Origin of the sequence: Rhizobium vallis, from assembly GCF_003985155.1 — a bacterium.
In the GTDB taxonomy this organism is placed as follows: Bacteria; Pseudomonadota; Alphaproteobacteria; order Rhizobiales; family Rhizobiaceae; genus Rhizobium; species Rhizobium vallis.
Genome location: NZ_ML133686.1, coordinates 877,741 through 898,291, shown reverse-complemented (window position 1 = coordinate 898,291; position 20,551 = coordinate 877,741). Strand labels below are relative to the sequence as shown.

Sequence of the window (20,551 nt, the reverse complement as noted above, 5' to 3'; positions counted from 1 at the left end):
AAAACGTGCCGACGCGAAATGTGCTGATTTGCGACGGGAAATGAAGAAATTGGTGCATGCCGAGCTCATGCATGTCGCCCGGATGTGTAAGGCACCACGAGGATGGGAACGATCGGAATGGCAAGCGCAAGAAAGATCATCATCGACACGGATCCCGGTCAGGACGACGCGGCCGCCATCATGCTTGCCTTCGGCAGCCCCGACGAACTGGAAGTGCTGGGGATTACGACGGTTGCCGGCAATGTGCCGCTTTCGCTCACGAGCCGCAATGCGCGCATTGTCTGCGAACTCTGCGGCCGAACAGACATCAAGGTTTTCGCCGGCGCAGACAAGCCGATTGCCCGCAAGCTGGTGACGGCCGAACACGTGCATGGCAAGACCGGCCTCGACGGCCCGGAACTCAACGAGCCGACGATGGCGCTGCAGCCCAGTCATTCGGTCGATTTCATCATCGAAACGCTGCGGGGCGAACCGCAAGGCGCGGTGACGCTCTGCACGCTCGGGCCGCTTACCAATATCGGTATGGCGTTCCAGAAGGCGCCCGACATCATCCCCCGCATCCGCGAGCTGGTGATGATGGGCGGTGGCTTCTTCGAGGGCGGCAACATCACGCCGGCAGCCGAATTCAACATCTATGTCGATCCTGAGGCAGCCGACATCGTCTTCCGCTCGGGCGTTCCGATCGTGATGATGCCGCTTGACGTGACGCATCAGTTGCTGACCCGCAAGGACCGGGTGAAGCGCATGGCCGAGATCGGCACGGCGCCTGTTAAGGCGATGGTCGAGATGCTGGAATTCTTCGAGCGCTTCGATATCGAGAAATACGGTTCCGACGGCGGACCGCTGCATGACCCCACCGTCGTTGCCTACCTGCTGAAGCCGGAGCTTTTCAAGGGTCGGGACTGCAACGTCGAGATCGAAATCCGGTCCGAGCTTACCGTTGGGATGACCGTCGTCGACTGGTGGCATGTGACCGAGCGCAAGCGCAATGCGAAGGTCATGCGCTTCGTCGATGCGGACGGCTTCTTCGATCTGCTGATCGAACGCTTCGCCCGCATCTGACCTTCCGGCTTCGTCCTCGTTAAGGGAGGAAAGCGGTCTCAGGCGTCCTTTTCGTCGAAGACGGAATTGGCTTCGGCTTCGACCGGCTTCGGGCCACCCTTGGCGACACCGACCATGGCAGGACGCAGCACGCGTTCGCCGATGGTGAAGCCTGCCTGCACGACCTGGACGACCGTATTGTTCGGCACCTCAGGGTTCGGCACTTCGAACATCGCCTGATGGAAATTCGGATCGAACTTCTGGCCGACCGGCTCCAGCTTGCGGACGCCATGACGCTCAAGGGCCGAGAGCATGGCTCGCTCGGTCATCTCGACGCCTTCGATCAGCGTGGTGAGGCCGGCATCGGCCGCGGCCTTGGTCTCCGGAGAGATGGCATCCAGCGCCCGGCGCAGATTGTCCGAGACGGCAAGCATGTCGCGCGCAAAACCGGCGACGGAATAGGATTTGGCATCCTTCACCTCGCGTTCGGTCCGGCGGCGCAGATTGTCCATCTCGGCGGCAAGGCGAAGATAGCGGTCGCGCAGTTCGCCGTTTTCGGCCTTCAGAAGCTCAAGCGGATCCGGCTGGCTCGCCTCCCCACGCTCGGCAGTATCGGTCTCGACGTAGGCGGCGGCGTCGGCTGCGGCATCGGCCGCAGTTGCGTCAGGTCCGTTTTTCGTCGTTTCATCGGTCATGACGGTCTCCGGTTGGTATCTTCAGATGCGCCCGATATCGAGGTTTGACCGAAAAAAATCAAGTCTGCGTGACAAAGAAGCGAAAATTCCGCGTCGTCAACAAGGGCGGGGTCAGAGCGGATTGCGCGAAAGGCGGGAGATAAGTTGGGCGGTGTAATCCACCATCGGCACGATGCGGGAATAATTGAGCCGAGTCGGGCCTATGACGCCGACGGCGCCGACGATCCGATCGTCTTCGTCACGATAGGGTGCGACGATCAGCGACGAACCGGACAGTGAGAAGAGCTTGTTTTCCGAGCCGATGAAGATGCGCACGCCCGAACCGGTTTCGGCCAGATTAAGGATCTCGATCAGGCTGTCCTTCTTCTCGAGATCGTCGAACAGCAGGCGCAGCCGGTCGAGATCCTCGGCGCCGGCGAGGCCTTCGAGCAGGTTGGCGCGGCCGCGGATGATCAGCTGGGCAGGCTTTCCCTCGTCCGGGCTACCGGCCCAGACGGCGATGCCGCGCTCGACGAGATCACGCGACAGGGCGTCGAGCTCGTGGCGGACGTCATCCTTCAGCTGGCTGAGCTGTTTGCGCAACTCCGGCAGTGTCTGGCCGGACATGTGGGCATTGAGGAAATTTGCCGCCTCGGTCAGCTGCGAAGAGGTGACACCCGCCGGCAGCTCGATGATGCGGTTTTCCACCTGATCGTGATCGCCGACGAGTACGGCGAGCGCCTTCGTCGGTTCAAGGCGGATGAATTCGACATGTTTCAGCACCGGATCGCTTTTCGAGGTGATGACGAGGCCGGCGCCGCGCGAAATACCCGACAGCATACGGCTTGCCTCGTTCATCATCGATTCCACCGGATTGCCGCCGCTTTCGGCCCGCACCTGGCGATCGATATTGGCACGGTCCTCGGCCGAGAGATCACCGACCTGCATGAAGGCGTCGACGAAGAAGCGCAGGCCGATCTGGGTCGGCAGCCGGCCGGCGCTGACATGCGGGGAATAGATCAGGCCGAGATCTTCGAGATCGCTCATCACGTTGCGCACGGAGGCCGGCGAGAGCGACATCGGTAGGAGGCGCGACAGGTTGCGCGAGCCAAGCGGCTCGCCGCTTTCCAGATAACCTTCGACGATGCGTCGAAAAATCTCCCTGGATCGCTCGTCCAGCGCAGCAACGGCATCCGAAACCGACGTCGACCTGATGCCCATGAACTTCCCGAACCCACGCTGATGATGCTTTCCAAAAATATAGTCAAACTCGCACCCGTGGCAAAAGGGAATTTGCAAATAGGCGCGGCCAATCGTAGAAGCGGTCAGCAACTCCAGGAGATAAGAATGCGGCCTTCAGGCAGAAAAACCGACCAGATGCGCAAGGTCTCGTTCGAGCGCAACTTCTCCAAGCATGCGGAAGGCTCCTGCCTGGTGAAGTTCGGCGATACGCATGTTCTCTGCACGGCAAGCCTCGAGGACAAGACGCCGCCGTGGCTGCGCAATACCGGCAAGGGCTGGGTCACGGCCGAATACGGCATGCTGCCACGGGCGACCGGCGAGCGGATGAAGCGCGAAGCCGCAGCCGGCAAGCAGGGCGGCCGCACGCAGGAAATCCAGCGGCTGATCGGCCGGTCGCTGCGCGCCGTCGTCGACCTGCAGGCCCTCGGCGAACGGCAGATCACGCTCGATTGCGATGTCATCCAGGCCGATGGCGGTACGCGGACGGCCTCGATCACCGGCGGCTGGATCGCGCTTTACGACTGCCTGAAATGGATGGAAAGCCGCAACATGATCAAGATCGACCGGGTCCTGAAGGATCATGTCGCCGCCATCTCCTGCGGTATTTTCGCCAGCCAGCCGGTCATCGATCTCGACTATCTCGAGGATTCCTCGGCCGAGACCGATGCGAACTTCGTCATGACCGGCGCCGGCGGGATCGTCGAAATCCAGGGCACGGCCGAAGGCACGCCGTTCAGCGAAGAAGAATTCAGCTCGCTGATGGGTCTTGCCAAGAACGGCATCGGCGAACTCGTCGCCCTGCAGAAAGAGGCCATCGCGGGATGAACTCCATGCTGGAAGGCATGTTGGAAACGGCGCTCTATGCGCGGGATCTCGATGAGGCCGAGGCGTTCTATGAAGACGTTCTCGGGCTGGAAAAGATCACGCGTGCCGGCAACCGGCATGTCTTCTTCCGCTGCGGGCCTGGCGTTCTCCTGATCTTCAATCCGGAGGAGACGGTAAAGCCGCCCGCGCCGGACGCGCTGCAAGTGCCGCCGCACGGCACGAGCGGCCAGGGCCATGCCTGCTTTCGGGTGTCCGGCCGCAATGTCGATGCCATGGCCGAACGGCTGACAGCTGCCGGCGTGACAATTGAATCTACGGTGCGCTGGCCGAATGGCGGCCGCTCCATCTATTTCCGCGATCCGGCCGGCAACAGCCTGGAATGCGCGGAGCCTAAAATCTGGGGCATCGAACAGGATATCTGAATGCGCAAGCTCGAAACGAAGACCATCGTCGTCGCCAGCCATAATGCCGGCAAGATCCGCGAGATCCAGGAATTGATCGGGCCGCTCGGCTTTACCGCCAGATCGGCGGCGGAGCTGAATTTCGTAGAACCTGACGAGACCGGCACGACCTTCGAGGAAAACGCGACGATCAAGGCAGTCGCCTCGGCCAATGCCGCCGGCATGCCGGCGCTGTCGGACGATTCCGGACTGGTGGTCGATGCGCTCGGCGGCGATCCCGGCGTCTACACGGCCAATTGGGCGGAGACATCAGACGGCACGCGCGATTTCGACATGGCGATGGCGAAGGTGGAAAAGGCGCTGCAGGATGCGGGCGCGACGACGCCGGAGCAGCGCACCGCGCGCTTCGTCAGCGTGCTCTGCCTTGCCTGGCCGGACGGCCACACGGAGCTGTTCCGCGGCGAGGTGGAAGGCAGCGTCGCATGGCCGCCGCGCGGCGGCCAAGGCTTCGGCTACGATCCGGTCTTCCAGCCCGAGGGTTATGATATCACCTTCGGGGAAATGAGCAGCGAGGAAAAACACGGCTGGAACGTCGGCAAGCCGCAAGCGCTGTCGCACCGGGCCCGCGCCTTCAAGCTCTTCGTCGAAACCTGCCTGGAGGCATAGGGTCGGTTCGTGGGCAATTTCGAGACGCCAAACCTGCTGCGCGATGCAGCACTTTTGCCCGATACCGGCGAGCCGGGTTTCGGCGTCTATGTGCATTGGCCCTTCTGCGCGGCCAAGTGTCCCTACTGCGACTTCAATAGCCATGTGCGCCACCAGCCGGTGGATCAAGAGCGCTTTACATCAGCCTTCCTCAAAGAGATGGCGACTGTGAGGGCGATGAGTGGGCCAAAGACCGTGACGAGCATCTTCCTCGGCGGCGGGACACCTTCGCTGATGAAGCCGGAAACGGTCGATGCCATTCTCGGCGGCATTGCGCGGCACTGGCACGTGCCTGATGGCATCGAAATCAGCATGGAAGCCAACCCTTCCAGCGTCGAGGCCGAACGGTTCCGCGGCTACCGGGCGGCCGGCGTCAACCGCGTATCGCTCGGCGTGCAGGCGCTGAACGATCGGGACCTGAAATTCCTCGGCCGGCTGCACGACGTCGCCGATGCGCTGAAGGCGATCCGGCTGGCTCGCGACATCTTCCCGCGCATGTCCTTCGACTTGATCTATGCCCGGCCGGACCAGACGGTCGAGGAATGGGAGAGAGAGCTGAAGGAGGCGATTTCCTATGCGGTCGACCATCTCTCCCTCTACCAGCTGACCATCGAGGAAGGCACGCCCTTCTACGGCCTGCACAAGGCCGGAAAGCTGATCGTGCCGGATGGTGAGCAATCGGCGCTGCTCTACGAGGCGACGCAGGAGATCACGGCGCTTCAGGGCATGCCGGCCTACGAGGTCTCCAACCATGCCCGGCCGGGCGCTGAAAGCCGGCACAATCTGACCTATTGGCGGTACGGCGATTATGCCGGTATCGGCCCAGGCGCGCACGGCCGGCTGACGCGCGGTCCTGAGAAGATCGCGACCGCCACCGAGCGCAAGCCGGAAGCCTGGCTCGACATGGTCGAGCGCGACGGCCATGGCATTCTCGACCAGGAGCGGCTGGGCTTTGAGGAGCAGGCCGACGAGCTGCTGTTGATGGGGCTGCGATTGAGGGAAGGCGTCGACCTCGCCCGCTGGCAGCAGCTTTCGGGCCGCGACCTCGACCCGAAACGCGAAGAATTCCTGCTCGAACACAAATTCATCGAGCGGATCGGCAATTCACGCCTGCGCTGCACGCCATCCGGCATGCTGATCCTCGATTCCGTCGTCGCTGATCTCGCCTGCTGACATCCACATCATGGACTCCAACGCGGCGGCATCGACATCGCCGCCGCGTCGGAAAGCAATTCTCAGCCGTGGTTGGTGGCGCCCGCCTTGAAGAGGCTGCCGGTGGGCGTCTTCAGGAACATATCGAGCGGAATATGCTCCTGATGCAGGAAGCCGGTCGCCGGCAGCAGGCCGTCGCGGACCATCTCGATGACGGCGACGACGGAGGCCGACGTCGTCCAGGCGATCGCCGTGCGGCGCGCGCCGGCAATCTCGATCGGATAATAGGCGCGCACGAACTCCTTGCGGCGCAGGTTGCCATGCTCGGTCCCTTCGGCTGCGACATGGACGTAGACGACATCGTCTTCCACTGGCGGCTTGGCGTTGGTCAGGATCTCGCCGGCGAGCTTACGCTTGTCGCGCATCAGCAGCTCATGGAAGAAGAAATTCATCAGTTCCATGTGGCCGGGATAGCGCATGGTCTTGTAATCGAGATTATCGATCTTGCCGAGCATCGTGTCGCACATGGTGCCAAGGCCGCCCGAGGTCGTGAAAGCTTCCAGCTTGACGCCACCGACATAGACGGTCTCGTGCCATTCCATCGGCGAGACGAGCTTGCGCACGCCGCCTTCGATGACCTCGCAATCATTGAGGTATTCGTTGACGACACCTTCCGGCGACCAGTTGAAGGCGTAGCCGAGAAGTCCGGTCGGATGCTGCGGCAGGGCGCCAACGCGCATGCGGATCGAACGGCAGCGCTCGAAGCCATCGGCAAGGCTTGCCCCGACGATGCCGACGAAACCGGGCGCCAGGCCGCATTGCGGCGCCATCAGGCCGCGGGCCGTCTTCGACAGCTCAATGATGAAATTGGTTGTGGGGACGTCCTCCGTCAGGTCAAAATAATGAATGCCGGCAAGATGGGCGGCGCGCGCCAACTCGATGTTCAGGTGATAGGGCAGGCAGGACAGCACCGCCTCGACATTCGAGAGCAGTTCGCCGATCACCTGAGGATCGGAGATATCGCCCGTGCGGCACTTGAAAGGAAGCTCGCCCAAAGGCAGCTGGGCATCGACGCCGATGACCTCGAAGCCACCTTCATGCAAAAGCGTTGCCGCCAGCCGTCCGACCTTGCCCAGGCCGAGAACGGCGATCTTTTCGAAACTCATTCATTACCTCCCACGCGCCCTCTTTGGCGCTTTCGTCCTTGTCCGCTGCATCGAGCCCAAATCGCTAAGCGCGTTCGGGCGGCATGCTTTGGATGTGCCGGAGGTATAGAATAAAAAGCTTATAAAGGAAAACGGCCGGAATCGCTTCCGGCCATCAAATTTCCTGACAGGTCCACCGATTATTCGTTGATCAGTCGCTTCAGAAGCTCGACTTCGTGGGAAAGCTTGGTGTCTCCCGCAATCAGCTCTTCGATCTTGCGCACGGCATGCAGCACTGTGGTGTGGTCGCGCCCGCCGAAACGGCGGCCGATCTCGGGGAAGGAGCGCGGCGTCAGCGTCTTCGACAGATACATGGCGATCTGGCGCGGCTTGACGATGACGCGGGTACGGCGGTTCGAGACCAGTTCCTGGCGCGAGACATTGTAGTGCCTTGCGACGATGCGCTGGATATCCTCGATGCGCACCCGGCGCGGCTCGCCGGAGCCGACGAGATGGGCAAGCAGTTCGTCGACGCGCTCGATCGACAGGTTCGGCTCGAAGGAGCGACGGAAAACCAGCTGATTGAAGGCGCCTTCGAGTTCGCGACCGCTGGCCGTGACGTTGCGGGCGACGTGCTGGAGCAGTTCGGCGGGAATTTCCAGCGACGGATCCTCGAGCCGGGCCGCGGCAAGGCGACGCTTGAGGATTTCGAGACGCATCTCGTAATCAGGCGCGTCGAATTCGATCGCCACACCACCCTGCAGGCGCGAGCGGACGCGGGGGTCGAGCGATTCCAGTTCCCAGGGCGCGCGGTCGGCGGCGACGACGACCTGCTTGGCGCTGTCGAGCAGCATGTTCAGGAGGTGGCAGAATTCATGCTGGATCATCTTGCCCTGCAGGAACTGCATGTCGTCGATGATCAGAAGGTCGATGTTGCGCAGGGAATCCTTCAGCGTCAGCGCATCATTGTCGCGGATCGCGGTGGCGAAGCGCCACATGAAATATTCCGCCGTCAGATAGACGACGCGCAGGGCCCGCGGGTTCTGCACCGCGGCATTGGCGATCGCCTGCAACAGGTGGGTCTTACCAAGACCGACCGTCGAATGGATGAAGAGCGGATTGAAGCGCACAGCGCCGGAACCGGCTTCCGCGATCGTCTTTGCGGCGGCAAGGGCGACGCGGTTCGAGCTGCCTTCGACGAAAGTGTCGAATGTGAAGCGGCTGTCGAGCGGCGAACCGAAGAGCGGCGAACCAAGGCTTGCGGGCCTTGCCGCGGCGACGACCGAAACTGCCTGCTGGACGGCCTGACCGGCCGGCTGGGCGCTTGCGGGGCGGCGCATCTGCGCGGGAGCGGCGGGCTCGGGCGTTGCCACCTCGTCGAGTGCCTTCACGCCGCTGCGCGTTGCCGTGCGCACCAGGATTTCGATTTTGAGAATTTCCGGGTCTTCGGCCTGGAACAGGCCGGTGATGAGATCGAGATAACGATTGTTGATCCACGACTTCAGGAAGGTCGTCGGAACCGAAAGGCGAACGACGCTCTTCGATACCGAATGCAGCTTCAGCCTTGCAAACCAGCTGGCATAGACATCGGGACCGACTTGAGCCTTCAAGCGCGCGCTGACGCGCTCAAACAATATGCCTTGCTTCATTTCCGCCTTTACTTCTCCTCCTTCGAGGCGAATGGAGCCAAACGCCTGCGGTGCCACATCCCCATTGTCCAGCCCGCCCGTCGTCATCGTGTTCATTTGCATAGTGCCGCCTTTCAATTCCACCGGGCGGCCTCCGCTAAAATAGCCGCCCGATTATTCCCCGCTTTGGCGGGCTGGCGGATCCTCATGAGCCGCTCACCTGCCGGTTCACTCAAACACTGCCCCCGAAGGGACCGGTACAGAATTCCGTTGCAGGAACCGCATTCATGCGGCAACCTTCATCGGATTTCCGTACCAGGCCGGCGGTCGATCCTCGTTTTCGACGACCAGCCCGAACGCAATATCACTTTAACCTTCTCCGGCGGCCTCGCCTTAAACGTGTGGCCACTGAAGGCACAAAACATCCCTGCCCGTAACAGCCACGTTACGGCCCAAATCCGTCGAGTGCTTGAAAAAACGGAAGCGCAAGCTCCGTAACAAATGGCACAAACTGATCGCCCTGCCGACGTGGCAGTTTAAAACCGAGCCTCTGCAGGTGATGTCCGCGCCCTCTGTTGAAGGCATTTAGGCAGGATCAAAAGGCAATATCAACGATGAATTTTACGCAAAATTAAGAAGCGGGCATTGACTCCGCCCGCCCTTTTCGGGCGTCACACCAGCGTCAAAAAAGAATCGCTTTTGAATCAAGGAGATTCCCCGTTCGGGCTATTTTGACACGCATGGAAAGAAAAAAAATAAAAATCTTCTTGACTCCCCCCTGGTCCCGGAAGCGCGGGGCAGAGTCGCGCGGCATCAAAGCATCCTAGCGCAAGCCATTGTTTTTAAACAATTTTTCCTGTCATGGCGCTGACACGAAACAGTCGTGAGATTAACCATACGGGAGCCGATCGTCGGAATCGAAAAAGCCCGGTAAAATTACCGGGCTAATCATAACGAGGAAGTCGTTAATGGAAGATTATGCGGTCGCGGTGACCGAAAGCGCCTTCACACGAGCAGCCAGACGCGAAACCTTGCGCGATGCCGTGTTGGAGTGAAGCACGCCCTTGCTGGCAGCACGGGCAAGTTCCGGCTGGGCTGCCAGGAAAGCTGCCTTTGCCTTCGCGGCGTCACCGGATGCGATAGCCTCTTCGACCTGGCGAACGAAAGTACGAACGCGCGAGCGACGAGCCTTATTGACGTCGGTACGGCGGGCGATCTTGCGGGTCGCTTTTTTCGCCGAAGTTGTATTGGCCATGGATGCCTCTCTCAAGAATTCGAATAAACTCCGCCATCACCGCGGGGCCTGCGGCCACCAAATCCAGCAATGCGGGAGCAATCGCGGAAAACCAGACCGGCTTTCCGAACCGTGGGCGGGCATATAACTCTAAAGCCGGCCCACGTCAACGCGGATTTTCAAGCTTTCCCACTGGCAGCGCCTAAAAGCTTTCAACGGTGCGTAAAAGCAGGTTTGCGCTTCTCGACGAAGGCAGCCATGCCCTCTTTCTGATCGTCCGTGGCAAAGAGACTGTGAAACAGCCGGCGCTCGAACCGCAGTCCCTCCTCCAGCGTCGTCTCGAATGCGCGATTGACCGCCTCCTTGGCCATCAGGACCGAGGGACGCGAAAGCGAAGCGATCTTTTCGGCCGCGGCCAAAGCCTCGTCGATCAGGCGCTCGGGCGCCACCACACGCGAAACGAGTCCCGATCGTTCGGCCTCGGCCGCGTCCATCATCCGGCCGGTCAGGATAAGATCCATCGCCTTCGCCTTGCCGACGGCCCGCGTCAAGCGCTGCGAGCCGCCCATGCCGGGAATGACGCCAAGGGTGATTTCCGGCTGGCCGAACTTCGCCGTCTCCGAGGCGATGATGAAATCGCACATCATGGCGAGCTCGCAGCCGCCGCCGAGCGCAAAACCGCTGACGGCGGCGATGACAGGCTTGCGCGCCTTGGCGACATCATCCCAACCACTGATGAAATCGCTCTTATAGATATCGGCGAACTGGAGCGACTGCATCTCCTTGATATCGGCGCCGGCGGCAAAGGCGCGCTCGGAGCCGGTGAGCACGATGGCGCCGACCGCCTCGTCGGCGTGGAAGGCGGCATAGGCCTCCTTCAATTCCCTAAGCACGGTGGAATTCAGCGCGTTCAGCGCCTGCGGACGGTTCAGCGTGACGAGGCCGACATTGCCTCGGGTTTCGACGATCAAGGTCTCGTAGGCCATGCTGTTCTCCCTATTCTCACTGTTACTTCTGGCAGGTGGCGCAATAGAAAGTGGAGCGACCCGCCTGGACGATACGGGCGACCGTACCGCCGCAGGCGGGCGTGCGGCAAGCCTGACCTTCGCGATCATAGACGGAGAAGGAATGCTGGAAATAGCCGAGCGATCCGTCCGTCTGGATATGGTCGCGCAGCGACGATCCGCCGGCGGCGATGGCATCGGCGATGACATCGCGGATCGAGGCGACGAGCAGGTTCAGCTGTTCCTTTGGCCGGCCGCCTGCGGTCACCAGCGTGCCGGCGGCGCGGATCGGCGACAGATGCGAACGCCACAGCGCCTCGCACACATATATATTGCCGAGACCGGCAATATTCTTCTGGTCGAGAAGCGCGCTCTTCAGCGGCTGCGCCTTGTCGCGGAAACGTTCGGCCAGATAGGCGGCGCCGAGTTCGTTTCCCGTCGGCTCGGGGCCGAGATCGCGGAAGAAGGGATGGGCGGCGAGTTCGGCGCGGCTCACCATATCCATGAAGCCGAAACGGCGCGGATCGTTATAGACGACGCGGCACGGGCCGCCCGCACCTTCGAGATGAAAGATGACGTGATCGTGCTTCTCATCCTTCGAACGGGGATGGTGGAATTCGCCCGGCGCGGCAGAGGCCGCCCCCTCCTCGATGCGGCCCTCCTCAATGCGGAAAGAACCGGACATGCCGAGATGCGAAATCAGCGTGTTGCCGTCATCTAGGTCGACGAGCAGATATTTGGCGCGCCGGCCGAGGCCGAGAATGGTGCGGCCGGAAACCCTATCGGCGAAAGCATCGGGAAAGGGGAAGCGCAGATCACCGCGGCGCAGCTCCAGCCGCGCGACGCGAGCACCCTCCATTGCCGGCGTCAGGCCGCGTTTGACCGTTTCGACTTCTGGCAATTCCGGCATCTTAACCCATCTATATCTAACGTGTTTCAACCGACGACGATGTGCGCTATAGCGCCAGTGTGCCGTGGAGAACGCGGCCCATAGATAACGTCGTGCGCGGTCTTTCGCTATGGCCGCCGCGCCCGAATCTTCAAGAACGGAGCAGCCTGATGTCAGAAAGCCGCACTTCCGCCGATGGCGGCATGGAGACCTCCTACGGCTTCCGCGAGGTGCCTGACGGCGAAAAGCAGGGCCTCGTCAACGAGGTGTTCCATAAGGTCGCCAAGCGCTACGACATCATGAACGACGTCATGTCCATGGGCATGCATCGCGCCTGGAAGGATGCGATGATCTCGGCCCTGAACCCGCGCAAGGAGCCGAGTTACAAGGTGCTCGACGTTGCCGGCGGCACGGGTGATATCGCCTTCCGCATCGTCGAAGCCTCGGGCCGGCAAGCGCATGCGACCGTCCTCGACATCAACGGTTCGATGCTTGGCGTTGGCGCCGAGCGGGCGGAAAAGAAGAAGCTTTCCAGCAATCTTACTTTCGTCGAGGCGAATGCCGAGGAACTGCCTTTCGAGGCGGGCAGCTTTGACGCCTATACGATCGCCTTCGGCATCCGCAACGTGCCGAGGATCGACGTGGCGCTGTCGGAAGCCTATCGCGTACTGAAGCGCGGCGGACGGCTGCTGGTGCTGGAATTTTCCGAAGTCGATATGCCGCTTCTCGACAAGATCTACGATGCCTGGTCGTTCAATGCCATTCCGCAATTCGGCAAAGCGATCACCGGCGATGCCGAGCCTTACCAATATCTGGTGGAATCGATCCGCAAGTTCCCGAACCAGGAGAATTTCGCGGCAATGATCCGCCAGGCTGGCTTTTCGCGCGTCACCTACACCAATTATACCGGCGGCATCGCCGCCCTCCATTCCGGCTGGAAGCTCTGACGCATGGCGCCGAAAAATGTAGAGCGGTTTTCGGATAGCGTCGCGCGAGAATCAAACAGGACATGAGCACTTTCGGGGCATATTTCAGGCTCGTTCGGGTCGGCTGGATTCTGGTGCGCGAAGGCGTGATATCGGCATTGCCCTCGGAAGGCCTGCCGCCCCCGATCAGCCTCGCCAAATCCTTCGTCGGCCTGTTTGCGCGCAACCGCGCCAAGGCAATTGCTCGCAGCGACCGATTGGCGCAGGCCGTCGAGCGGCTCGGCCCCTCCTATGTGAAGATCGGGCAATTCTTGGCGACGCGGCCGGATGTCGTCGGCGTCGAATTCGCCAACGACCTGTCGCAGCTCCAGGACCGGATGGCCTTCTTTCCCGTGGCTGCCGCCAAGGCCAATATCGAAGGCTCGCTTGGGCGGCCAATCGGCGAGCTTTATGCGAGCTTCGGCGATCCGATCGCCGCCGCCTCGATCGCCCAGGTGCATGCGGCCGAGGTCGAGACATCGGAGGGCCGCAAGAAGGTCGCCGTCAAGATCGTTCGGCCCGGCGTGCGACAGCGTTTTGCCCATGACATCGAGGCAATGTATCTCGTTGCCCATATGCAGGAGCGTTTCCTGCCGTTCAGCCGGCGGCTGCGTCCCGTCGAGGTGACGAAGACGCTGGAGCAGACGACGAAGGTCGAGATGGATCTTCGCCTCGAGGCCGCAGCCCTTTCCGAGATCGCCGAGAATACCGAAAGGGACCCCGGGTTCCGCGTGCCGAAGGTCGATTGGGAGCGCACCGGGCGCGACGTCATCACCATGGAATGGATCGACGGCACCAGGATGTCCGACGTCGAAGGCCTGCGCGCGGCCGGCCACGACCTCAACCTGCTTGCCGATACGCTGATCCAGTCGTTCCTGCGCCACACCCTGCGCGACGGCTTCTTCCATGCCGACATGCATCCGGGCAATCTCTTCGTCGATGACAGCGGCATGATCGTCGCTGTCGACATGGGCATCGTCGGGCGGCTGGGCAAGAAGGAGCGGCGGTTCCTCGCCGAAATCCTCTATGGCTTCATCACTCGCGACTATATCCGCGTCGCCGAGGTGCATTTCGAGGCGGGTTATGTGCCCGGCCACCATAATGTCGAGAGCTTCGCCCAGGCGATCCGGGCAATCGGTGAGCCGATCCATGGACAGCCGGCCGAGACGATCTCGATGGGCAAGCTGTTGACGCTGCTTTTCGAAGTGACAGAACTGTTCGACATGGCGACGCGGCCGGAGCTGGTGATGCTGCAGAAGACCATGGTCGTCGTCGAAGGCGTGTCGCGCATGCTCAATCCGCGCTTCAATATGTGGAAAGCTTCCGAGCCCGTCGTCGGCGACTGGATCCGTAACAATCTCGGGCCGAAGCGGATCGTTACCGATATTCAGGACGGGTTGAAGGCGGCAGTCAAGCTTGCCGAAGCCGTGCCAGAAATTGCCGCCAAGACCGAAAAGTTCCACCACCAGCTTCTACATATGAGCGAACACGGGCTGCGCTTCGATGCGCAGACGGCAGATGCGATCGGCAAGGCCGAGGCGCGCCACAACCGCTCGGCCAGGATTGCGCTATGGCTTATTGCATTGACGCTTCTCTATATTGCCTGGATGGTGAGCTGACCGCCTGCCAAAAACATGCGGTGTTCGGCATTTGGGATATCCCATGTGACGGAGGCCTCGCTTAGTCTCGCGTCCGGAGCATGGTGCCGAAAGTGTGCGCGGTTTTCGGGCGACATCATGCTCGGAATCCGGTTCTGGGAGACATAGCACATGAAGCACGAACGCCCTGGCATCGAACTTTCCGGACGACCGCTCGGCTTTGCCGAGATGGTGACGATCGGTGCGGGCAAGGCTGTGATTTCGGCTTCGCCAACGGGCATGGCCCGCATCGCGATTGCCCGCGAGGTCGTCGAGGATGCGATTGCCTCCGGCATGCCAGTCTACGGCTCGACGACGGGCGTCGGCGCGATGAAAGACGTGGAGTGGTCGGCCGACGAACTCGACACCTTCAATCTCGGCCTGGTGCGCGCCCATCATTTCGGCACCGGCACACCCTTTTCCTGCAATGTCGTGCGCAACGCCATGGCGATCCGCGTCAACACGGCGCTGACCGGCCAGGTTGGCTGCACGCCGGAACTGATCCAGGCCTATATCACCATGCTCGAGGCCGACCTCATCCCGGTCGTGCGCCGCACCGGCTCGATCGGCTGTGCGGATATCGGGCTGATGGGGCAGATCGGCGCGGTGCTGACGGGTGTTGGCGAAGCGGTCTATCGCGGCAACCGGATGCAGGCGGCAGAGGCGTTCCGGGCGGCAGGGCTTGAACCCGTGCGAATGGCGCCGCGCGACAGCCTTGCTTCGCTCAGCATCAATGCGGTGAGTTTTGCGGCGGCGGCGGAAACGACGCGCAATGCAGCGGCTTCGATCCGAATCCTGCTCGCCACCGCCATGATGGCATCAGGCGCGCTCGGCGCTTCCCGCGATCCCTGGAAGGCCGTCCGGCATGTCGGCACGGCGCGCGAAGCGCTGATCGGCGCCTGGCTCTGCAATGCGTCTGACGATTGGAACTGGCCGGTCGCCACCCATGTACAGGACCCGCTCAGCCTGCGCATGATCGCCCAGGTGTTCGGCGCTGTCATCGAGAACCTGCTTTCGACAGGCCACAAGATCCTTGCCGCCACCGGGCGCTCGGACGACAATCCGGTCGTGGTCGAAGGACGGGTGATGACGTCGGGCGGTTCTCTGCCGCTCGACGTGACGATCCTGCTCGAATCGGCAGCGCTCTGCATGGCGCACGCGGCGCGCAACGCCTTCAACCGCTGCGTCATTCTCGGCAACGGCCAGCGGCGCGACCTGCCGGTCAATCTGGTGCCGCCGGGGCGGATCGCCACCGGTTTCGGGCCGATCATCAAACTTGCCGGCGAGATCTTCTCGCGCGTGCTGTCGATGTCCAATCCCGTCTCGGCCCAGTCGCTGGTCGTCGCGGCCGGACTGGAGGACGAGGCTGCCTTCCTGCCGCTCGTCATCGAGCGCTTCGACCGGCAGATGAAAGCGCTGAAGCGCCTCGCGGCATTGGAGGCGCTGCTTTCGGCCCAGGCGATCGACATTCTCGGCGACGAGCCGAAGGGCGTTGCCGCCATGCTCTACGAGGTCGTGCGCAAACACGCGGATTTCTATACCGTCGACCGGCCGCTCTCGGCGGAGGTGGAGGCGATCGAGGAGGAACTCGGCTCGGACGATTTCCTCTCGAAGCTGACCGAGCAGGTTCCGATCGCGTCTTTCGACGACTTCTTCGCGCTCGGCTCGCTGCAGCGTATCGAGGAGCGGCTGTCCAGCCAGGAGCCGGCGACAGTCTGATCAAACTTGGGGAGAAGCGGCATGGATTTCGATCTCGTTCTGCAGGGCACGGTGGTGCTGCCGGACCGCATTCTCGAACAGGGTTATGTCGCCGTGCGCGACCGTGAGATCGCCGAGGTCGGCCTCGGCGTGCCGCCTGCGGCCCGCGAACGGCATCTGCTCGGCAAAGCGCTGATCCTGCCCGGCGCAATCGACGCGCAGGTGCATTCGCTCTCCCAGAAGGATCAGGAGGATTTCATCTGGTCGACGCGCTCGGCGGCCGCCGGCGGCGTCACAACAATCGTCGACATGCCCTATGACGAGGGCAACCTCGTCTGCTCGGCAGCGGCGGTGCAGCGGAAGGTCGATCATGCCGGTCCACAGGCGCGCGTCGATTTCGCGCTTTATGGCACGATTGATCCAGAAGAAGGCCCGGCGCGGATTGCCGAAATGGTCGAGGCCGGTGTGGCTGCCTTCAAATTCTCGACCTTCGGCACCGACCCCAAGCGCTTTCCACGTATTCCCCCAGCCCTGCTCGACGCGTGCTTTGCCGCGATCGCTCCAACGGGGCTGACGGCCGGTGTCCACAACGAGGACGACGAGGCGGTGCGCACCTATATGGAGCAGGTGAAGGCGAGCGGCATCACCGACTGGCGGGCGCATGGCCTGTCGCGGCCTGCGATTACCGAACTCTTGGCGATGCATACGATCTTCGAGACGGGCGCCAACACAGGCTGCCCCTCGCATGTGGTGCACTGCTCGCTCGGGCGCGGCTACGATATCGCCCGCGCCTATCGCCGCGACGGCTTTGCGGCAACGGTCGAATGCTGCATCCATTATCTGACGCTCGACGAGGAAAACGACGTGAAGCGCTTGGGCGGCAAGGCGAAGATCAATCCACCCATACGGCCGCGCGCCGAGGTGGAGAGGCTCTGGCGGAAGGTGGCGGAGGGCGATGTCTGGCTGGTCTCGACCGATCATGTCAGCTGGTCGGAAAACCGCAAGACTAATCCCGATATGCTCGCCAACGCTTCCGGTGTTCCCGGCCTCGAGGTGATGATGCCGCTTTTCGTGAAGGGAGCCATCGAACGCGGCATACCGCTGACTTGGGCAGCGAAGCTCATGGCGGAGAACCCGGCGAAGCATTTCCGGCTCGACCATATCAAGGGCGCGCTGACACCGGGCAAAGACGCCGATATCACCGTGCTGGAGCCGCGTGAAAGGGTCTATGATGCCGCGGCGAGCGGCAACAACGTCGTCGGCTGGAGCCCCTATAACGGTATCCGCCTGCCCTGGACCGTTTCCGCCACGTATCTGCGCGGCGAAAAGATCGCGGAGGGCGGAAAGGTGCTGGCCGAACCCGGCACCGGTCGCTTCGTGCGGCCACTGCCGCGCCAGGTGATTGCAGGAGCTGCTGCATGAGCCGCAATCTTCCCGTCAATGCCGGCCGGATCGCCGGGGATATCGAGGCGCTGGCCGCAATTACCGAGCCGGGGCATCCCTGGACACGGCGCGCCTTCTCGCCGCTTTTCATGAAAGGGCGGGCCTATATCGAAGCGCGGATGAAGGCGGCGGGACTGGAAACGCGGATCGATGCCGCCGGCAATCTGATCGGCCGGCGCACGGGCCGGAAACCGTGGCTCGGCACGATCATGGTCGGCTCGCATTCCGACACCGTGCCTGACGGCGGCCGCTTTGACGGCATTGCCGGAGTGATATCGGCGCTGGAGGTGGCGCGAGCGCTTACGGACCAGGGCCTGGAGCTCGACCACGATCTCGAAATCGTCGATTTTCTTGCCGAGGAGGTCAGCATTTTCGGCGTGTCCTGCATCGGCAGCCGCGGCATGACCGGCCAATTGCCGGAGGCCTGGCTTTCGCGCGTCAGCGACGGGCGCGACCTAGCCGAGGGCATCGCTGAGATCGGTGGCAGACCTGATGTGCTGATGCAGCAGAACAGGCCCGATATAGCAGGCTTTCTCGAGCTCCACATCGAACAAGGCCCAGTGCTTGAAGTCGAGAAGGACGATATCGGCATCGTCACCGCGATCTCAGGCATCACTCGTATTGAAATCACCGTCGAGGGTCGGGCCGACCATGCCGGCACGACGCCGATGGACCGGCGGGCGGATGCGCTGGTGACAGCATCGCAGCTGGTGCTCGATATCCGCAACGCCGCTGCCGAGCTTGCCAAAACGCCGGGGCATTTTGCAGCGACGGTCGGCGAATTCCGCATCGAGCCAAATGCCGCCAATGTCGTGCCGTCGAAGGTGGTGCTGCTGATCGATGGGCGCGCCGAAATCCGCGCCGACATGGAGGCTTTCTGCCGCTGGCTCGACGGCCATGTCGAAAAGCTGGCTGGAGCCTACGGCGTGACGATCAGGACGCCGAACCGGGTTTCCGACAATCTGCCGACACCTGCTGATGCCGGGCTGTTGTCGACCCTGGAGGCGGCCTGTGATCGTGTCGGCGCAAGACATCGGCGTATGGCCTCCGGCGCGGGACACGATACCGCCTGGATCGCCAAAGTGGCGCCGGCAGCGATGATTTTCGTGCCCTGCCGGGAAGGCCGCAGCCATTCGGCCGACGAATGGGCTGAAAATGACGACATCGCGCTCGGAGCCGCCGTACTTTTCGAAGCGGTGCGCGAGATGGACGAAAGCTTGAAATAGGAGAGGGCCGATGGGACGCATACTCGTTGAGAAAGACGTCGAAGCTGCGGTCAAGGGCGGCTCCGTCTATGCTGCAGGCGGCGGCGGTTGGGCCGATCACGGACGGATGCTTGGGCTTGCCGCGGTCAATGTCGGCAAGCCGGAACTGGTCTCGATCGACGAGCTGAAGGACGAGGACTGGATCGCGACCGCAGCCGCTATCGGCGCGCCGGCCTCCACCACGCCCTGGGAAATGCAGGGCATCGACTACGTGAAGGCGGTACAATTGCTGCAGGAGGCGCTGGGCGAGAAACTTTCCGGGCTGATCATCGGCCAGAACGGCAAATCCTCGACGCTGAACGGCTGGCTGCCGTCGGCGATCCTCGGCACCAAGGTGGTCGACGCCGTCGGCGATATCCGTGCGCATCCGACGGGCGACATGGGCTCGATCGGCATGGCTGGCTCGCCCGAACAGATGATCCAGACGGCTGTCGGCGGCAATCGGGCGGAGAACCGCTATATCGAGCTTGTCGTAAAGGGAGCGACCGCGAAGATCTCGCCAGTGCTGCGCGCCGCCGCCGATCAATCCGGCGGCTTCATCGCCAGCTGCCGCAATCCGCTCCGGGCCTCCTATGTCCGCACCCATGCGGCACTCGGCGGCATCTCGATGGCCCTTGCGCTCGGCGAGGCGATCATTGCGGCAGAGAAACGCGGCGGATCTGCCGTCATCGACGCGATCTGCAAGACGACGGGCGGACATATCCTCGCCGAAGGCATCATCACCCGCAAGGACGTCGTCTACACCAAGGAAGCCTTCGACATCGGCACGATCAGCGTCGGCTCGGGCGAGAAATCGGTGACGCTGCATGTAATGAACGAATATATGGCGGTGGACGATGCGGATGGCAGGCGGCTTGCGACCTTCCCTGCCGTCATCACCACGCTTTCACCGGAGGGCGAGCCGCTCAGCGTCGGTCAGTTGCAAGAAGGCATGCCTGTCTTCATCCTGCATGTGCCGATGGATATCATTCCGCTCTCGGCAAGCGTGCTCGATCCGACCGTCTATCCCGTCGTCGAAAAGGCGATGGGGATCGAGATCGCGCGCTACGCACTGGCTGCGAGGGCTTGAGCCATGGCGCGCGATCCAGGTCTTGAAGAACTGCTGCGCGAGGAACTCGGCGACCGGCCGGGCCTTGCCGAAAAATCCATGTTCGGCGGCCGGGCCTTCATGCTCAACGGCAACCTTCTCTGCGGCGCGCGCCAAGATGGCATGCTGATCCGCCTCGGCAACGGTAATGACGGCTGGGCGCTGGCGCTGCCCGGTGTCATCCAGATGCTGATGGGCGAGCGGGTGATGCATGGCTGGGTGCGGGCCAATGCCGAGGTTTACGGCGACGATGCGCTGAGACGGCGTTTGCTCGATGCTGCTCTCGCGTATGTGGAATCGCTGCCGGGCAAATAGCGAACGACGCTCCTCCCTCTTCTCCCCGGCGGGGAGAAGATGTCCGAAGGACAGATGAGGGGGTGGGCGGCAACGCCGCGAGTGCACGAAGCGTAAGCGAAGGGCAACAATGATGTTTGTGCCGTGCGGCCCCCTCATCCGACCCTTCGGGCCACCTTCTCCCCGGCGGGGAGAAGGTGAGAAGAGAGAACCGAACGAGGA

Annotated in this window: 19 protein-coding genes; 12 read left to right on the top strand and 7 right to left on the bottom strand. The window is 62.3% G+C overall.

The features are described from left to right. Window positions 1–117: 117 nt before the first annotated feature. Entirely contained in the window at window positions 118–1,062 is a 945-nt protein-coding gene (locus tag EFQ99_RS04465) for a nucleoside hydrolase (protein WP_126919426.1), read from the top strand. A 38-nt stretch (window positions 1,063–1,100) separates the two neighbouring features. Here the strand turns inward: EFQ99_RS04465 and grpE are convergent, their stop codons facing one another. After that, on the bottom strand, window positions 1,101–1,736 hold the full coding sequence (gene grpE / locus EFQ99_RS04460; protein ID WP_126919425.1) for a nucleotide exchange factor GrpE: 636 nt from the start codon (window positions 1,734–1,736) through the stop codon (window positions 1,101–1,103). 111 nt (window positions 1,737–1,847) lie between these two features. Continuing rightward, window positions 1,848–2,936 carry a heat-inducible transcriptional repressor HrcA gene (gene hrcA / locus EFQ99_RS04455; RefSeq protein WP_126919424.1) on the bottom strand — a complete coding sequence of 363 codons (1,089 nt, stop codon included), beginning with the start codon at window positions 2,934–2,936 and terminating at the stop codon, window positions 1,848–1,850. A 126-nt stretch (window positions 2,937–3,062) separates the two neighbouring features. On the opposite strand from hrcA, the gene rph reads away from it, so the two are divergent. The 4 genes from rph to hemW are packed head-to-tail and all read left to right on the top strand — an operon-like array spanning window position 3,063 to window position 6,061. After that, window positions 3,063–3,782: a ribonuclease PH gene (gene rph / locus EFQ99_RS04450; RefSeq protein WP_126919423.1), complete on the top strand. Its 720-nt coding sequence runs from the start codon at window positions 3,063–3,065 to the stop codon at window positions 3,780–3,782. Further along, entirely contained in the window at window positions 3,779–4,204 is a 426-nt protein-coding gene (locus tag EFQ99_RS04445; RefSeq protein WP_126919422.1) for a VOC family protein, read from the top strand. Before rph ends, EFQ99_RS04445 begins: the two co-directional genes overlap by 4 nt. Beyond that, entirely contained in the window at window positions 4,205–4,849 is a 645-nt protein-coding gene (gene rdgB, locus EFQ99_RS04440) for an RdgB/HAM1 family non-canonical purine NTP pyrophosphatase (protein ID WP_126919421.1), read from the top strand. A gap of 9 nt (window positions 4,850–4,858) precedes the next feature. Next, window positions 4,859–6,061 carry a radical SAM family heme chaperone HemW gene (gene hemW, locus EFQ99_RS04435; protein WP_126919420.1) on the top strand — a complete coding sequence of 401 codons (1,203 nt, stop codon included), beginning with the start codon at window positions 4,859–4,861 and terminating at the stop codon, window positions 6,059–6,061. 62 nt (window positions 6,062–6,123) lie between these two features. Here the strand turns inward: hemW and EFQ99_RS04430 are convergent, their stop codons facing one another. The 5 genes from EFQ99_RS04430 to mutM all read right to left on the bottom strand — a co-directional run bounded on the left by EFQ99_RS04430 (window position 6,124) and on the right by mutM (window position 11,961). Further along, the gene (locus EFQ99_RS04430) at window positions 6,124–7,206 is read right to left on the bottom strand and encodes a saccharopine dehydrogenase family protein (RefSeq protein WP_126919419.1); all 1,083 of its coding nucleotides are present in this window, start codon (window positions 7,204–7,206) and stop codon (window positions 6,124–6,126) included. 179 nt (window positions 7,207–7,385) lie between these two features. Beyond that, window positions 7,386–8,936 carry a chromosomal replication initiator protein DnaA gene (gene dnaA / locus EFQ99_RS04425; RefSeq protein WP_126919418.1) on the bottom strand — a complete coding sequence of 517 codons (1,551 nt, stop codon included), beginning with the start codon at window positions 8,934–8,936 and terminating at the stop codon, window positions 7,386–7,388. Between the two features lie 853 nt (window positions 8,937–9,789). After that, window positions 9,790–10,068 carry a 30S ribosomal protein S20 gene (gene rpsT, locus EFQ99_RS04420; protein ID WP_126919417.1) on the bottom strand — a complete coding sequence of 93 codons (279 nt, stop codon included), beginning with the start codon at window positions 10,066–10,068 and terminating at the stop codon, window positions 9,790–9,792. A 191-nt stretch (window positions 10,069–10,259) separates the two neighbouring features. Further along, on the bottom strand, window positions 10,260–11,033 hold the full coding sequence (locus EFQ99_RS04415; protein ID WP_126919416.1) for an enoyl-CoA hydratase: 774 nt from the start codon (window positions 11,031–11,033) through the stop codon (window positions 10,260–10,262). 22 nt (window positions 11,034–11,055) lie between these two features. Continuing rightward, window positions 11,056–11,961 carry a bifunctional DNA-formamidopyrimidine glycosylase/DNA-(apurinic or apyrimidinic site) lyase gene (mutM, locus tag EFQ99_RS04410; RefSeq protein WP_126919415.1) on the bottom strand — a complete coding sequence of 302 codons (906 nt, stop codon included), beginning with the start codon at window positions 11,959–11,961 and terminating at the stop codon, window positions 11,056–11,058. Between the two features lie 149 nt (window positions 11,962–12,110). On the opposite strand from mutM, the gene ubiE reads away from it, so the two are divergent. The 7 genes from ubiE to EFQ99_RS04375 all read left to right on the top strand — a co-directional run bounded on the left by ubiE (window position 12,111) and on the right by EFQ99_RS04375 (window position 20,350). After that, on the top strand, window positions 12,111–12,887 hold the full coding sequence (gene ubiE, locus EFQ99_RS04405) for a bifunctional demethylmenaquinone methyltransferase/2-methoxy-6-polyprenyl-1,4-benzoquinol methylase UbiE (RefSeq protein ID WP_126919414.1): 777 nt from the start codon (window positions 12,111–12,113) through the stop codon (window positions 12,885–12,887). Window positions 12,888–12,949: 62 nt separating this feature from the next. Further along, a complete protein-coding gene (gene ubiB / locus EFQ99_RS04400; protein WP_126919413.1) occupies window positions 12,950–14,524 on the top strand; it encodes a 2-polyprenylphenol 6-hydroxylase in 1,575 nt (524 codons plus the stop codon). Window positions 14,525–14,674: 150 nt separating this feature from the next. Beyond that, window positions 14,675–16,261 carry an aromatic amino acid lyase gene (locus EFQ99_RS04395; RefSeq protein WP_126919412.1) on the top strand — a complete coding sequence of 529 codons (1,587 nt, stop codon included), beginning with the start codon at window positions 14,675–14,677 and terminating at the stop codon, window positions 16,259–16,261. A 21-nt stretch (window positions 16,262–16,282) separates the two neighbouring features. Further along, complete coding sequence (locus tag EFQ99_RS04390; protein ID WP_126919411.1) at window positions 16,283–17,662, top strand: dihydroorotase; 1,380 nt, start codon at window positions 16,283–16,285, stop codon at window positions 17,660–17,662. Next, window positions 17,659–18,909: a Zn-dependent hydrolase gene (locus EFQ99_RS04385; RefSeq protein ID WP_126919410.1), complete on the top strand. Its 1,251-nt coding sequence runs from the start codon at window positions 17,659–17,661 to the stop codon at window positions 18,907–18,909. Before EFQ99_RS04390 ends, EFQ99_RS04385 begins: the two co-directional genes overlap by 4 nt. Before the next feature lie 10 nt (window positions 18,910–18,919). Then, the gene (locus EFQ99_RS04380) at window positions 18,920–20,017 is read left to right on the top strand and encodes a thiohydantoin desulfurase (protein WP_126919409.1); all 1,098 of its coding nucleotides are present in this window, start codon (window positions 18,920–18,922) and stop codon (window positions 20,015–20,017) included. Between the two features lie 3 nt (window positions 20,018–20,020). After that, on the top strand, window positions 20,021–20,350 hold the full coding sequence (locus EFQ99_RS04375; protein WP_126919408.1) for a TfoX/Sxy family protein: 330 nt from the start codon (window positions 20,021–20,023) through the stop codon (window positions 20,348–20,350). Window positions 20,351–20,551: the final 201 nt, after the last annotated feature.

Bases quoted from the DNA above. Each gene is read 5' to 3' on its own strand.
- EFQ99_RS04465 (WP_126919426.1), top strand. From the start codon at position 118: ATGGCAAGCGCAAGAAAGATCATCATCGACACGGATCCCGGTCAGGAC.
- grpE (WP_126919425.1), bottom strand. From the start codon at position 1,736: ATGACCGATGAAACGACGAAAAACGGACCTGACGCAACTGCGGCCGAT.
- hrcA (WP_126919424.1), bottom strand. From the start codon at position 2,936: ATGGGCATCAGGTCGACGTCGGTTTCGGATGCCGTTGCTGCGCTGGAC.
- rph (WP_126919423.1), top strand. From the start codon at position 3,063: ATGCGGCCTTCAGGCAGAAAAACCGACCAGATGCGCAAGGTCTCGTTC.
- EFQ99_RS04445 (WP_126919422.1), top strand. From the start codon at position 3,779: ATGAACTCCATGCTGGAAGGCATGTTGGAAACGGCGCTCTATGCGCGG.
- rdgB (WP_126919421.1), top strand. From the start codon at position 4,205: ATGCGCAAGCTCGAAACGAAGACCATCGTCGTCGCCAGCCATAATGCC.
- EFQ99_RS04430 (WP_126919419.1), bottom strand. From the start codon at position 7,206: ATGAGTTTCGAAAAGATCGCCGTTCTCGGCCTGGGCAAGGTCGGACGG.
- dnaA (WP_126919418.1), bottom strand. From the start codon at position 8,936: ATGCAAATGAACACGATGACGACGGGCGGGCTGGACAATGGGGATGTG.
- rpsT (WP_126919417.1), bottom strand. From the start codon at position 10,068: ATGGCCAATACAACTTCGGCGAAAAAAGCGACCCGCAAGATCGCCCGC.
- EFQ99_RS04415 (WP_126919416.1), bottom strand. From the start codon at position 11,033: ATGGCCTACGAGACCTTGATCGTCGAAACCCGAGGCAATGTCGGCCTC.
- mutM (WP_126919415.1), bottom strand. From the start codon at position 11,961: ATGCCGGAATTGCCAGAAGTCGAAACGGTCAAACGCGGCCTGACGCCG.
- ubiE (WP_126919414.1), top strand. From the start codon at position 12,111: ATGTCAGAAAGCCGCACTTCCGCCGATGGCGGCATGGAGACCTCCTAC.
- ubiB (WP_126919413.1), top strand. From the start codon at position 12,950: ATGAGCACTTTCGGGGCATATTTCAGGCTCGTTCGGGTCGGCTGGATT.
- EFQ99_RS04395 (WP_126919412.1), top strand. From the start codon at position 14,675: ATGAAGCACGAACGCCCTGGCATCGAACTTTCCGGACGACCGCTCGGC.
- EFQ99_RS04390 (WP_126919411.1), top strand. From the start codon at position 16,283: ATGGATTTCGATCTCGTTCTGCAGGGCACGGTGGTGCTGCCGGACCGC.
- EFQ99_RS04385 (WP_126919410.1), top strand. From the start codon at position 17,659: ATGAGCCGCAATCTTCCCGTCAATGCCGGCCGGATCGCCGGGGATATC.
- EFQ99_RS04380 (WP_126919409.1), top strand. From the start codon at position 18,920: ATGGGACGCATACTCGTTGAGAAAGACGTCGAAGCTGCGGTCAAGGGC.
- EFQ99_RS04375 (WP_126919408.1), top strand. From the start codon at position 20,021: ATGGCGCGCGATCCAGGTCTTGAAGAACTGCTGCGCGAGGAACTCGGC.